Here is a 12,888-nt window from a genome sequence, read left to right as displayed (position 1 = left end):
CCTTCCGGGGCGGGGCGAGCGCGTCGGGCATCCGTGCGATTCAACCTTGCGCCCGGGCCGGGCGGCAAGCACCAGCCCGGGCCGGCAGCGCCGTCCCCGAGCGCGCGGCCCCCACGCGCGGGCCGTCGCCATGGAGGGATCACGCGCGGGCGGCCCCAAGCGACGGGGCGCCGGACCCGTCAGGCGCACGGCCGCTAGCCGCGGGCGTCCTTACCGATGCAGGTGGTCACGGTATCGCGCGCGAGCGTTCGCGCGCCGGAGGTGGTCGGCATGGCAGGCGATCGCGGGTCCTCGAGGTGGAGCCGGCGGCAGTTCGTGAAGGCGGCGGGCGTGGGCGCGCTGGCGGCCGCCACCGGGCTGCCGCGCCGCGCGCGCGCGCAGGGCAAGACGCTCAAGATCATCCAGTGGAGCCACTTCGTCCCGGGCTACGACAAGTGGTTCGACGGCACCTTCTGCAAGCAGTGGGGCGACAAGCACGGCACGCGCGTGATCGTGGACCACATCTCCATCCCGGAGATCAACGCGCGCGCCGCCGCCGAGGTCTCGGCGCAGAAGGGCCACGACCTGTTCATGTTCCTCTCGCCGCCCGCCGCGTACGAGAAGCAGGTCCTCGACCACACCGAGATCTACCAGCAGGTGGAGAAGCGCTGGGGCAAGGTGAACGACCTCGGGCACAAGTCCACCTTCAACCCGAAGACGAAGAAGTACTTCGCGTTCGCCGACAGCTACGTCCCGGATCCCGGCAACTACCGCCAGGACCTCTGGTCCCAGGTCGGGTTCCCGCACGGCCCGGACACCTGGGAGGACCTGCGCAAGGGCGCGGCGGCCATCAAGCAGAAGATCGGCAACCCCTGCGGCGTCGGGCTCTCGCAGGAGCTCGACACCAACATGGCCATGCGCGCGCTGCTCTGGTCCTTCGGCGGCTCGGTGCAGGACGCCGAGGGCCGGGTGGTCATCAACTCGCCGCAGACCGTCCAGGCGCTCGAGTTCATGCGCGCGCTGCAGAAGGAGGCGCAGACCGGGGAGGTGTTCACCTGGGATCCCTCCTCGAACAACCGGGGCATCCTGGCCGGCAAGCTCTCCTTCGTGCTGAACGCGATCTCGGTGACGCGCACCGCCGAGAAGGAGAACCCGGAGATGTCGAAGAAGATCCAGATCGTGCCCGCGCTGAAGGGACCGGTGCGCCGGATGGCCGCCGAGCACGTGATGGACTGCTACGTCATCTGGAAGTTCGCCGAGAACAAGGACGGCGCGAAGCAGTTCCTGGTCGACTACATGGACGCGTTCGGCGACGCGTTCAAGGCGAGCGAGTTCTACAACTTCCCCTGCTTCCCGAAGACGGTGCCGGACCTCGCGCAGCAGGTGTCGAACGACCCCAAGGGTGTGCCGCCGGACAAGTACAAGGTGCTCTCCGGCGTCACCGAGTGGGCCACCAACGTCGGCTACCCCGGCTACGCCACCGCCGCCATCGACGAGGTGTTCAACACCTTCGTCATCCCGACGATGTTCGCGAAGGTCGCGCGGGACGAGCTGCCGGCGCGCGAGGCCGCGAAGGCGGCCGAGGCCGCGGTGAAGCGCATCTTCGACAAGTGGAAGTGAGCCGGAGGGGCGCGTGGCGGTCGTCGAGACGCGGAGGCTCACCAAGATCTTCCGGAAGGCCGACCAGGGCGCCGCGGTGAACGAGGTGGACCTCGCCACCCGCGACGGCGAGTTCCTGGTCTTCCTCGGGCCCTCGGGCTCGGGGAAGTCCACGCTCCTGCGGATGATCGCCGGGCTGGAGGAGCCCACCCGCGGCGACGTGCTCATCGGCGGCCGCGTGGTCACCGGGCTCCCTCCCCGCGCGCGCGGCATCGCCATGGTGTTCCAGAGCTACGCGCTCTACCCGCACCTCTCGGTGGAGCAGAACATCGGCTTCCCGCTCAAGGCGCACGGGGTCCCGCGCGACCGGCGCCGCGAGCGGGTGCGCTGGGCCGCGGAGCTGCTCGGGATCGGCCACCTGCTGGCGCGCAAGCCGCGCGAGCTGTCCGGCGGCGAGCGGCAGCGGGTGGCGCTGGCCCGGGCGCTGGTGCGCGAGCCCACCGTGTTCCTGCTGGACGAGCCGCTCTCCAACCTGGACGCGAAGCTGCGCGCGTCCGCGCGCGCCGAGCTGATCCAGTTCCACGCGCGGGTGGGCACCACGACCATCTACGTCACGCACGACCAGGTCGAGGCCATGAGCATGGGCGACCGGATCGTGGTGCTGGACAGGGGCGTGGTGCGGCAGGTGGGCACGCCGAAGGAGGTCTACGACGAGCCGGCCGACACGTTCGTGGCGACGTTCCTGGGCTCGCCGCCCATGAACCTGCTCGACGGCGGCGACGTCATCGCCGGCTTCCGGCCGGAGAGCCTGCTGCCGCGCGCCACGGTGGCGGGCCCGGCGGTGCCGCTCGACGTGCGGGTGGAGGCGGTCGAGTACCTCGGCTCGGAGCGCATCCTGCACGGCGCGGTGGAGGGCGGCCGCTTCGCCGGCCGCAAGGTCGTCTCGCGCATGACGCTGGGCGCGAGCGCCGGCCTCGACGAGGGCGCCGTCCACCCGCTGGCGGTGGCGGAGCGGGACCTCCGGCTGTTCGACCCGGGCACGAAGCGGCGCGTGCCGACGCGGGAGCTGGCGTGGCGATGACCCCGGCCGACGCGGCGCGGCGCCCGGCCGCCGGCGCGCTCCGCGACGTCCCGCGCCGCCGCGGGCCGTCCCCCGCGACCTGGCTCGGCGTGGCGCTCTTCACGCCGGCGGTGGTCTACATCCTGGCGCTGGTGGGCCTGCCGCTGGCGCTCGCGTTCCTGTACAGCGTCAGCGACGTCACGGTGGGCTCGGAGGGCTGGTCGTTCGTCGGCCTCGAGAACTTCCGCAGCGTGCTCGGCAGCCCCACCTTCCGCCGGGCGCTGCTCGACTCGTTCGTCTTCACCGTCTCCACGCAGGTGATCGTGCTGGTCTGCGCCACCGCGCTGTCGCTCGCGCTGCGCGAGCGCTTCCGCGGCCGGGCGGCGGTCCGGTTCCTGATCCTGCTGCCGTGGGTCGCGCCGATCAGCCTCGGCGCCATCGGCTGGAAGTGGATCCTCGACTCCATCTACTCGGTGGTGAGCTGGGTGCTCGCCCAGCTGCACCTGGTGAACCGGTTCGACCCGCCCATGTGGCTGGGCGAGCCCGCGCTCGCCATGGGCTCGGTCATCGCCGTGCACGCCTGGCGCATGATCCCGTTCGCGACCGTGATCATGCTGGCCGGCCTGACCTCCATCCCCAAGGAGATCCCGGAGGCCGCCGCGGTGGACGGCGCGGGGTTCTGGCGCACGCACTTCGAGATCACCCTCCCCATGATGCGGCCGATCATCAACGTGGCGGTGCTGTTCGGGGTGGTCTTCACCTTCACCGACATGACGGTGGTCTACATCCTGACCCGCGGCGGCCCGTACGACACCACCCAGGTGCTGCCGTCGCTGGCGTTCTTCACCGGCGTGCTCGGCTCGGACCTGGCCGAGGGCGCCGCCATCTCGGTGTTCCTGGTGCCGATCCTGGTCGCGGTGGCGGTCCTGATGCTGCGGGTCGCGCACCGGGCCGAGGTGGCGTGAGGGGGCGCGCGTGATCCGGACCCAGGCGACGCTCGCGACGCGCATCGGCCGGTGGGCGATCGTGGCCGGGTTCGCGGCGCTGCTCGCGTTCCCGTTCTACTGGATGGCGATCACCTCGTTCAAGCAGACGTCGGACCTGTACGACGTCGAGCACAACCCGTTCATCTTCAACGCGAGGCCCACGCTCGAGCACCTCCGCTTCCTGTTCGAGCAGACGCTGTTCCTGCGCTGGTTCTGGAACACCACCCTGGCCGGCGCGGCGGTGGTGGTCATCACGCTCGTGCTGGCGCTGCCCGCCGCCTACGCGCTGGCGCGCCTCACCGGCGCGGCGGGGCAGCAGCTCGGCATCGGCATCTTCCTCACCTACCTCATCCCGCCCACCCTGCTCTTCATCCCCATGTCCCGGGTCGTCGCGGAGCTCGGGCTGCAGGACACGCTCTGGGCGATCATCGTCACCTACCCGACGTTCACGGTCCCGTTCTCCATCTGGCTGCTCATGGGGTTCTTCAAGGCCATCCCCAAGGATCTGGAGGAGGCGGCGCTGGTGGACGGGCTGACCCGGTTCGGCGCGTTCGTGAAGCTCGTCATCCCGATCTCCGTCTCGGGGATCCTGACGGTCGTGATCTTCTCGTTCACCCTGGTGACGCAGGAGTTCGTGTACGCGCTCACGTTCATCTCGTCGGCCGAGCACCAGACGGTGAGCGTGGGCGTGCCGATCTACCTGGTGCGCGGCGACGTCTACTACTGGGGCTCGCTCATGGCGGCCTGCCTGCTGGCGAGCCTGCCCATCGCGATCGTCTACAACGTGTTCCTCGACCGCTTCATCGCCGGCTTCACGGTCGGCGCGGTGAAGTGACGGGCGCCCGGCCGCCGCGCCCCGCCCCGCGCGGGGGCCGGCGGTGGCGCTTCGCACGGGGCCGGTCCTCCGCTATGACCTCGCTCGCATGGTCACGGTCGATCAGCTGGAGACGCACCGGGCGGCGCTCACCGGCCACTGCTACCGGATGCTGGGCTCCGCCGCCGAGGCGGACGACGCGGTCCAGGAGACGCTGGTGCGCGCCTGGCGCAGCCTGGATCGGTTCGAGGGGCGCTCGTCGGTCCGCACCTGGCTCTACCGGATCGCCACCCGGGTGTGCCTCGACGCGCTCGAGGACCGGGCGCGGCGGGCCCGCCCGATGGACCTCGGGCCGGCCGGCACGGTGGCGGACCCGCTGGAGGCGCTCCCCGGGGAGCGCTGGATCGAGCCCATCCCGGACGCGCAGGCGCTCCCGTCCGACGCCGATCCGGCCGAGCGGGCCCTGCTGCGCGAGAGCATCCGGCTCGCGTTCGTGGCCGCGCTCCAGCAGCTGCCGCCGCGCCAGCGGGCCGCGCTGCTGCTGGCGGACGTGCTGGGCTGGTCGTCCGCCGAGATCGCGGGCGACCTCGACACGTCCGTCGCGGCCGTGAACAGCATGCTGCAGCGGGCCCGCGCGACCTTGCCGGCGCGGGATCCCTCCGCGCCCGGCGCCGCGCTGTCGGAGGCCGAGGCCGCGCTGCTCGAGCGCTACGTGGAGGCCTTCGAGCGCTTCGACGTGGCGGCGCTCACCGCGACGCTGCGCGAGGACGCGTGCTTCTCCATGCCGCCGTTCTCGCTCTGGCTGCGGGGGCGGGACGCGGTGGCGGCCTGGCTCACCGGGCCCGGCGCCGAGTGCCGCGGCTCGCGCCTGGTGCCCACCGCCGCGAGCGGCCTCCCCGCGTTCGCGCAGTACCGGGCCGCGGGGCCCGGCCTCCACCGCCCCTGGGCGCTCCTCGTGCTGGAGCCGTCCGCCGGCGGGATCGCCGCCTGGACCGCGTTCCTCGACACGGCCACCTTGTTCCCCCGGTTCGGCCTGCCGGCCGAGCTGCGGTCCTAGCGCTCAGGCGGGCCCGGCGGCCCACAGGTCCGCCCCGGGCGCTCCCGACCGCCCGGCGGCCTGCAGCCCGAAGGCGACCTCCTCCAGCGTCTCGGCCAGCAGCTCCGGCTCGACCGCGTGCGTCTGCCCCGGGAGCTCCAGGTGGCGCGCGCCGGGGATCGCCGCCGCGGCGCCGCGAGCCGCCCGGGCGAGCGCCGGCGCGGTCTTCCCGCCGTTCATCAGCAGGACCGGCACCCGCAGCGCCGACAGGCGCGCCGCCGGGACGGCCCAGTCGCCCATGATCGCCGCGTCGTACGGGAGCGTGTGCGCCACCGCCTCCAGCTTCCGCCACATCGGGAGCAGCCGCATCGCCCAGACCGCCATCGCCGGCACGCCGACCATCCGGCGCATGAAGTAGCGGACCGTCGCCCCGCGCCGCCCGGCGGCGAGCAGGCGCCGGAGCTCCACGTCGTGGCCCGCGTTCGCGCCGCCGCCGTCGTCCACCCAGGGCGGCTCGTACGCCGCGACCTCGGTCAGGCGGACGCCGCTCGCGGCCGCCTCCAGCGCGAGCGCCGCGCCGGAGGAGAAGCCGAGGGCGGCCGCCGACCCGCCGGCCGCCTCGACCAGCGCGGCCAGGTCCTCCACCTCGCGCGCCACCGCGTACGGCGCCGTGTCGCCGCTCCCGCCGCGCCCGCGCCGGTCGTACGCGATGACGGTGAAGCGGCGCGCGAGGAGCGGCGCGAGCCGTGGCACCGGGCCGAACGCCCGGCTGCACAGCGCCCCGTCCACCACGACGAGCGCGGGGCCGGCGCCGTGCCGCTCGAACGCGATGGCGGTCCCGTCCCTTGAGATCACCCGCTCCATCAGGCCTCCTCGTCCGCCGCGCCGGCGCGCCCGCGCAGCAGCGCCGCCAGCAGCCGCCGGTCGCGCAGCACCAGGCCGCCCCAGATCAGCGCGGCGACGTAGGTGGGGAACAGCACGTGGCTGAAGAGCGGGTTCCCCACCCGCACGTGCGTGGCGACCGCGCCGCCCAGGTAGCCGGTGAGCAGGATGGCCCCGAGCGCCGCCGTGCGCGGGATCGCGTAGAGCGCGACGCAGGCGAGCAGCGTCGCGCCGATCCCGACCACCGTGTCGAGCGGGTAGCCGAGCTGCTGCGAGCCCTCCAGGACCGGCGCCGCCCGCATCAGCTTCCCGAGCGCGTCGAAGGCGAGGAACACGATGGCGAGGCCGCTCAGCACGCGCCCGGTCCACAGCGCCCTCCTCGACGTCGCGCCCGCCCGCGTCCGGTCCACGCCCGCCGCGCTCCGCCCACCGATGTCCGTCGTCAGCTCCATGTCGTGCTCCCGTCCGTCAGGTCCGGGCTCGCGCCCGAGGGGTTTCGTGGCGGCGTCCATCCCGCCGGCTCCTCCGACGACGATCGACGCCTCGCCGGATCGACACGATCAGGAGGGAGATCTCATCGGGGCGTGAACGGGGCGTCGCGCGAAGCGTCCTCCACGGGGCGTAAACGGGTCTCCGCGCCACCGAGCAGGGTGTGGGCCTCGCGGGGCGTCGCCCCGGCGCTCCCCGAGACGGCACCTTGACGCCGGGGCGATCGCGTCTCACGCGCGATCGGGGAGGCGGCCGTGGGACGCGCGGGCTGGCGGGCGGCGTGGATCGTCGTCGGGGTGGTGGCGTGGCTGGGCTGCGGCTCGAGCGGCGGCGGCAAGCGGGACTCCTGCACGCCGGCGGACTGCGCCGCGGCGGGCGCGTCGTGCGGACAGGTGAGCGACGGCTGCGGCGGCTTCCTCCAGTGCGGCGGGTGCCCCGACGGCCAGACCTGCGGCGGCGGCGGCACGGCGAACGCCTGCGGGGCGCCGGCGTGCCACCCCGCCACCTGCCAGTCGCTCGGGAAGAGCTGCGGCCAGGTGGACGACGGCTGCGGCGGCAAGCTGGACTGCGGGAGCTGCCCCCAGGGCCAGACCTGCGGCGGCGCCGGCACGCCGAACGTGTGCGGGACGCCGTCGGCGGGCTGCACCCGCACCACCTGCGCGAAGGAGGGCAAGACCTGCGGCACGATCCCGGACCGCTGCGGCGGCACGCTCGACTGCGGCGCCTGCGGGAGCGGGAAGGTCTGCACGGCCTCGAACACCTGCGGGGCCGCGCCGTGCACGCCGACCACCTGCGCCGCCCAGGGGAAGGACTGCGGCCGCATCGACGACGCCTGCGGCGGCACGCTCGACTGCGGCGCCTGCCCCGAGGGCCAGACCTGCGGCGGCGGCGGCAACCAGAACGTCTGCGCCGCGCCCGCGCCGGCCCCGCAGGTGCGCTGGTACGCGACCGTGAGCACCCCCGGGCCCGACGCCTACGTCGCGGTCGGCGTGGACGCGGAGGGATCGCGCGTGCTGCTCTCCACCACCATGGACGAGGCGGGCCCGGGCGGCGGCACGCTCCGCCTCGAGAAGCGGGATCACGACGGCGAGGTGGTGTGGTCGAAGCGCTTCACGTACGCCGGCTGGCCGGTGTTCCGCATGGCGGTCACCCGGCTCGGGAACGTGCTGCTGACGGTCGACGCGCAGTGCTGGGGCGACTGCAGCGGGCGCCCCGGGCTCGATCTCGGCGGCGGGGCCATCGAGGACTCGGCGCTGGTGAAGCTCGGCCCCGACGGCCGCCACGTCTGGACGGTCTCGCTGGCCGGGTCGAGCGTCAACCAGCTCGCGACCGACGACTCCGGGTCGGCGCTGGTGTTCCGCGCCCCCCGCCAGACGTACGCCCCGGTGGTCGAGAAGTACTCCTGGGAGGGCAAGCTGCTCTGGTCGAGGTCGTCGCAGTGGCTCGACGCGCTCACGCTCGCGCCCACCGGCGAGGCCTACGTGGCCGGCCACTCGTACAACGGCCTCGTGGACGGCGCGCCGGCGCCCTCGCCGGCCGCGTGGACCGCGCAGGTGGTGAAGCTCGGCACCGACGGCAAGGTCCAGTGGTCGGTCCGCAACGACACGCTCGGCTACTTCAGCGGGCTCGGGGCCACCAGCAAGGGGACGCTGGTGCTGCTGGCGGATCGCGCCGGCACGGTCACCTGGGGCGACTCGACCGTGGACAACGGCGCGCTGGTGCTGGCGGTGCTGGAGGCCGACGGGACGCCGCGCTGGGCGCGCGGCGTGGAGCGGCTCTGGCCCGCGCTGCTGGGCGTGGACCCCACCGGCCGGGCGGCGGTGGCGGGCAACTCGAGCAGCTGCATGGCGGTGACCGTCCGCACGTTCGATCTCGCGAACACGCCGCTCTGGACGCGCACCGTGCCGACGAACGGCCAGTGCAGCTCGACGCGCGCGCAGGCGCTCTCGTACGGCGCCGACCACGAGGTCACCATGGGCGGCACGTTCGGCGGCACCATCGTGGTGGGCGAGGACACGCTCGTGCCGCAGGGGGACGACGGGATCGCGGTCGAGCTGGCGCCCTGACGGCTCGTCGCGCGGGCCCGCGCTGGCCGCACCCACGGTGCACCCACCCGGTCGGGGCCGCCGGCGCGGCCCGCTTGCGCGCGCCTCGCCCGGCGGCGTATCACGCGCGGCCGCGGGGGGACATCGGGCGCCGCCGCGCCGCCGGAGCCGCACGTGCTGAGACCGTACTCGAACCGGCGCGCCCCGCGCGCCCGCTGCGCGCTGGACGGCTGGGCCGGCGAGGGCTGGACCTTGCTCGAGCGGCACGCGCTCGCGGTGGCCTCGCCGCCGGAGGTCGCGCTCTCCGCCGCGCTCGCGCTCCGGCTGAGCGACCTGCCGGCGGTCCGGGCGCTGTTCACGCTGCGCCGGCTGGGGCACGCTCCCGACCAGGCGCTGCGGGACTTCTTCTCCGCGGCCCCGTTCGCCATGCTCGCGGACGAGCCCGGCCGCGAGTGGGTGTTCGGCGTCCAGCGCCCGGCCGCGGCGCGGCACGGGCCGGCCGCGTTCGCAGGCGCGCTCGCGGCGGCGGAGTTCGCGGCCGTCGGCAACTTCCGCGCCGAGCCGCGGGACGGCGGCGCGCTGCTCTGGACGGAGACGTGGGTGCGGACGCGCGGACGGCGCGCCGGGCTCGCGTTCGGCGCGTACTGGCTCGCGATCGGGCCCTTCAGCGCGTGGATCCGCAGGATGATCCTGCGGGCCGCGCGGGCGCGCGCCGAGCGCGTGGACGGCGCGAGCCCCGGGCCTGCGCGGCCCGGGGCCCGGCCGGAGCGCTAGCGGCGATGCCTAGGCCCGCTGCGCGGCGGGCTCCGCCGGGGCGCGGTTCGCGCCGACCTGGTACGTGCCGACGGGCGCGCGGAACGAGACCGCGAGCCGGTTCCACCCGTTGATGGCGACGATCGCCATCGTGAGGTCGACCAGCTCCGCCTCCTCGAACTCCTCGCGCGCCGCCTCGAACGCCTCGTCCGGCACGCCGGTCTGGCCGATGAGCGTGACGCTCTCCGTCCAGGCGAGCGCGGCGCGCTCGCGCGGGGTGAAGAACGGGGTCTCCCGCCAGACCGGCACCGCGTAGAGCCGCTGCTCGGTCTCCCCGTGGGCGCGGGCCTCCTTCGTGTGCATGTCCACGCAGAACGCGCAGCCGTTGATGTACGACGCGCGCAGCTTGACCAGGTGGTAGAGCGTCAGGTCCAGGCCCGAGCCCCGCACGTACTGCTCGAGCGCGTACATCGCCCGCAGCGCACCCGGCGCCACCTTCCAGTGATCGATCCTCGGCTGCATGGCCTCTCCTCGGTGTTCGTGGTTCATGCCCGGAAGACGGCGCCGCCACGTCGCCGTGACCGGCGGCGCGCGGACGCCCCGTTCGGTTCGAGCGACGCGACCGCGGTCACGCCACCCTCCCCTCGATCGTCTTCCACGCATGTCCACCGCCTTCGCCTCCACCCCCGCCGGCGCAGATCCGAGCGACCGCGCCGCCGTGTTCGAGCGCCTCCGCCCTCGCCTGTTCGGCATCGCCTACCGCATGCTCGGCACCGTCCCGGACGCGGAGGACGTGCTGCAGACCGCCTACCTCCGCTGGCACGAGGCGGGCGGCTCGGACGTCCAGAACCCGGAGGCCTGGCTGGTCTCGGTGACGAGCCGGCTCGCGGTCGATCGGCTGCGACAGGCGAGCGGCGAGCGGAAGCGCTACGTGGGCGACTGGCTGCCGGAGCCGCTCCTCACCGGCGCCGCGCCGCCCGCCGACGCGCGCTCCGAGCTGGCCTCCGATCTGTCCATGGCGTTCCTGGTGCTGCTCGAGCGGCTCTCGCCGGACGAGCGCGCCGCGCTCCTGCTCCGCGACGTCTTCGGCGCCGGCTACGGGGAGATCGCCCGGGTGCTCGACCGGAGCGAGGAGGCCTGCCGGCAGGTGCTCCACCGGGCGCGGCTGCGGGTGCGCGAGGGGCGCCCGCGGTTCGAGGTGCCGCTCGAGGCCCGGCACCAGCTCGTGGCCCGCCTCCTGGACCGGCTCGCGGCGGCGGACGAGCAGGCCCTGCTCGCGCTCGTGTCGGACGACGCCACCTGGACCTCCGACGGCGGCGGGAAGGTCCACGTCGCCCGCGGGCTCCGCGGCAGCGCGCGCATCGTGCGCTTCCTGCTGAACGTCGCGCGCAAGGCCGGCGGCCGGATGCGGCGCGAGCTGGTCTGGATCAACGGCGAGCCGGCCATGCTCACCTACCTCGACGGGCGGCCGTTCTCGACCACCTCGATCGCCACCGACGGCGGGCGCGTGACCGCGTTCTACGCGGTGCTCAACCCGGACAAGCTGCGCCGGGTCGAGCAGCGCCGCGACGCCTGAGCCGGTCAGCCGTGCCGGCGCGGGCGCCGCGGCCCGTCCGCCCCGCCGGGCTCCGCCCGCCGCACCCAGTCGATGGCCTCGCGCACGCGCCGCGGCACGAGGCGCCGCGACGGGTAGACCGCGAACAGCTCCCGCCCCTCCGGCTCCCCGAGCGCGCACTCCAGCGGCACCAGCCCGCCCGCGCGCGCGATCATCTCGGCCGGCGCGCGCACCACGCCGAGCCCCGCCAGCGCCGCCTCGACCGCGACGCGCGGGTCGCTCGCCGCGAAGCGCTCGTTCGGCCTCAGCTCGCGCTGCGTCCCGTCCGCGCCCCGGAACCGCCACGGCCGGCCCGGGTGCGTCACCACCGCCGGCGCCCGCGCCAGCGCCGCCGCGTCCACCCTCCGGCGGCCGCCGAGCGCGCGCGCGACCACCGCCGGCGACGCGGCCAGCGCGTACGGGATCGCCCAGAGCCGCCGCGCCACCACGTCGGCCTCGGCCACCGGCCCGACCCGGAACGCGAGGTCGAGCGCCTCCTCCACCAGGCTCAGCACCGAGTTGGTGAGCCGCAGGTCCACCGTGACGCGCGGGTGGGCGGCCGCGTACGCGATGAGCGCCCGGCCGACCCGCTCCGCGCCGGTGACCACGGGCGCGGTCACCCGCAGCCGGCCGGTGGGCTCCCCGTCGCGCCCGGCCGCGTCCTCGAGCACGTCCCGGAGCTGATCCAGCACCGGCGCCGCGCGCGCGAGCAGCCGCGCGCCCTCGTCGGTCGCGGAGACCCGCCGCGAGGTGCGGTGCAGCAGGCGGACCCCGAGCCGCTCCTCCAGCCGCGCCACCGCCCGGCTCACCGTGCTGGTGGGGACGCCGGTGCGCCGGGAGGCCCCCACGAAGCTCGCGTGCCGGGCCACCGCCACGAACAGCCGCAGGTCCCCCGGATCGATCATCTCGTCCATGGGACGAAGCATACCGGATCGTCCCGTTGCGTCGCGCGGCGGCGGCGCGCATGGATGCGCGCATGACGACGACACCTGCTGGGCTGAAGGACCGGACGGTGGTGGTGGTGGGCGGCGGCTCGGGGATCGGGCTCGCCGTCGCGCGGGAGGCGCTGGCGCGCGGCGCCGAGGTGGTGCTGGCGGGCCGCTCCCCGGAGCGCCTGGCGCGGGCGCTGGGAGGGCTCGGCGCCGGCCCGAGGGCGCGGGCGGTCGCGGCCGACGTCCGGCGCGAGGACGAGGTGGTGCGGCTGTTCCGGGAGGTCCCGGCCGCCGACCACGTGGTCGCGACCGCGGTGGTCCCCGCCTACCAGCCCATCGCCGCCTTCGACCTCGAGGCGGCCCGCGCGGTGGTGGACTCGAAGCTGCTCGGCGCGCTGCTGCTCGCGAAGCACGGGGCGCCGGCGCTCCGGCCGGGCGGCTCGCTCACGTTCACCACCGGGATCGCCGCGGATCGCCCCATGCCGCGGGGCTCGATGATCGCCGCGGTGAACGGCGCGCTCGCGGCGTTCGTGCGGGCCGCGGCGCTCGAGCTCGCCCCGCTGCGCGTGAACGCGCTCTCGCCGGGCTGGGTGGACACGGAGATCTGGGACGCCGTCGCGGGCGAGGGCAAGGCGGCGACGTTCGCCGCGATGGCCGAGCGGCTCCCCGCCCGCCGCATCGGGGCGGCCCGAGGACGTCGCGCACGCCGCGGCGTTCCT

General features: G+C 75.1%; 13 protein-coding genes. 9 read left to right on the top strand and 4 right to left on the bottom strand.

Annotated elements, in window-relative coordinates; all coding sequences use genetic code 11:
* Positions 1 to 270 precede the first annotated feature (270 nt).
* The 5 genes from PSR1_RS04610 (at position 271) to PSR1_RS04590 (ending at position 5,495) form a co-directional block, all read left to right on the top strand.
* Positions 271 to 1,599: an ABC transporter substrate-binding protein gene (locus PSR1_RS04610; protein WP_059436484.1), complete on the top strand. Its 1,329-nt coding sequence runs from the start codon at positions 271 to 273 to the stop codon at positions 1,597 to 1,599.
* Between the two features lie 13 nt (positions 1,600 to 1,612).
* Entirely contained in the window at positions 1,613 to 2,659 is a 1,047-nt protein-coding gene (locus tag PSR1_RS04605) for an ABC transporter ATP-binding protein (protein WP_059436458.1), read from the top strand.
* A complete protein-coding gene (locus PSR1_RS04600; protein ID WP_059436457.1) occupies positions 2,656 to 3,603 on the top strand; it encodes a carbohydrate ABC transporter permease in 948 nt (315 codons plus the stop codon). Before PSR1_RS04605 ends, PSR1_RS04600 begins: the two co-directional genes overlap by 4 nt.
* Before the next feature lie 10 nt (positions 3,604 to 3,613).
* Positions 3,614 to 4,459, top strand: coding sequence for a carbohydrate ABC transporter permease (locus PSR1_RS04595; RefSeq protein ID WP_059436456.1), 846 nt, complete (start codon positions 3,614 to 3,616; stop codon positions 4,457 to 4,459).
* A gap of 88 nt (positions 4,460 to 4,547) precedes the next feature.
* The gene (locus tag PSR1_RS04590) at positions 4,548 to 5,495 is read left to right on the top strand and encodes a sigma-70 family RNA polymerase sigma factor (RefSeq protein ID WP_059436455.1); all 948 of its coding nucleotides are present in this window, start codon (positions 4,548 to 4,550) and stop codon (positions 5,493 to 5,495) included.
* Between the two features lie 3 nt (positions 5,496 to 5,498).
* On the opposite strand, the gene PSR1_RS04585 is transcribed toward PSR1_RS04590, so the two are convergent.
* A complete protein-coding gene (locus PSR1_RS04585) occupies positions 5,499 to 6,338 on the bottom strand; it encodes an alpha/beta fold hydrolase (protein ID WP_082100136.1) in 840 nt (279 codons plus the stop codon).
* Entirely contained in the window at positions 6,338 to 6,808 is a 471-nt protein-coding gene (locus PSR1_RS04580) for a DoxX family protein (RefSeq protein WP_059436454.1), read from the bottom strand. The genes PSR1_RS04585 and PSR1_RS04580 overlap by 1 nt, the downstream gene beginning before the upstream one ends.
* 291 nt (positions 6,809 to 7,099) lie before the next feature.
* Between PSR1_RS04580 and PSR1_RS04575 the strand changes: the two genes are divergently transcribed.
* Together PSR1_RS04575 and PSR1_RS04570 are read left to right on the top strand one after the other, a co-directional pair.
* On the top strand, positions 7,100 to 8,911 hold the full coding sequence (locus tag PSR1_RS04575; protein ID WP_059436453.1) for a hypothetical protein: 1,812 nt from the start codon (positions 7,100 to 7,102) through the stop codon (positions 8,909 to 8,911).
* Positions 8,912 to 9,064: 153 nt separating this feature from the next.
* On the top strand, positions 9,065 to 9,664 hold the full coding sequence (locus tag PSR1_RS04570) for a hypothetical protein (protein WP_059436452.1): 600 nt from the start codon (positions 9,065 to 9,067) through the stop codon (positions 9,662 to 9,664).
* Positions 9,665 to 9,673: 9 nt separating this feature from the next.
* On the opposite strand, the gene PSR1_RS04565 is transcribed toward PSR1_RS04570, so the two are convergent.
* Complete coding sequence (locus PSR1_RS04565; protein WP_059436451.1) at positions 9,674 to 10,165, bottom strand: carboxymuconolactone decarboxylase family protein; 492 nt, start codon at positions 10,163 to 10,165, stop codon at positions 9,674 to 9,676.
* A 139-nt stretch (positions 10,166 to 10,304) separates the two neighbouring features.
* On the opposite strand from PSR1_RS04565, the gene sigJ reads away from it, so the two are divergent.
* Positions 10,305 to 11,219, top strand: a complete 915-nt coding sequence (gene sigJ / locus PSR1_RS04560) for an RNA polymerase sigma factor SigJ (RefSeq protein ID WP_059436450.1) — start codon at positions 10,305 to 10,307, stop codon at positions 11,217 to 11,219.
* A gap of 5 nt (positions 11,220 to 11,224) precedes the next feature.
* Here sigJ and PSR1_RS04555 read toward each other — a convergent pair whose 3' ends face one another.
* Entirely contained in the window at positions 11,225 to 12,151 is a 927-nt protein-coding gene (locus tag PSR1_RS04555; RefSeq protein WP_237757815.1) for a LysR family transcriptional regulator, read from the bottom strand.
* A gap of 62 nt (positions 12,152 to 12,213) precedes the next feature.
* Here PSR1_RS04555 and PSR1_RS04550 point away from each other — a divergent pair.
* Positions 12,214 to 12,888 (top strand): SDR family oxidoreductase (locus PSR1_RS04550; RefSeq protein WP_237757814.1); only part of this gene is annotated, 675 nt, incomplete at its 3' end.

Origin of the sequence: Anaeromyxobacter sp. PSR-1 (genome assembly GCF_000964525.1) — a bacterium.
GTDB lineage: Bacteria > Myxococcota > Myxococcia > Myxococcales > Anaeromyxobacteraceae > Anaeromyxobacter.
This window is presented reverse-complemented; position numbering and strand designations above follow the sequence as displayed.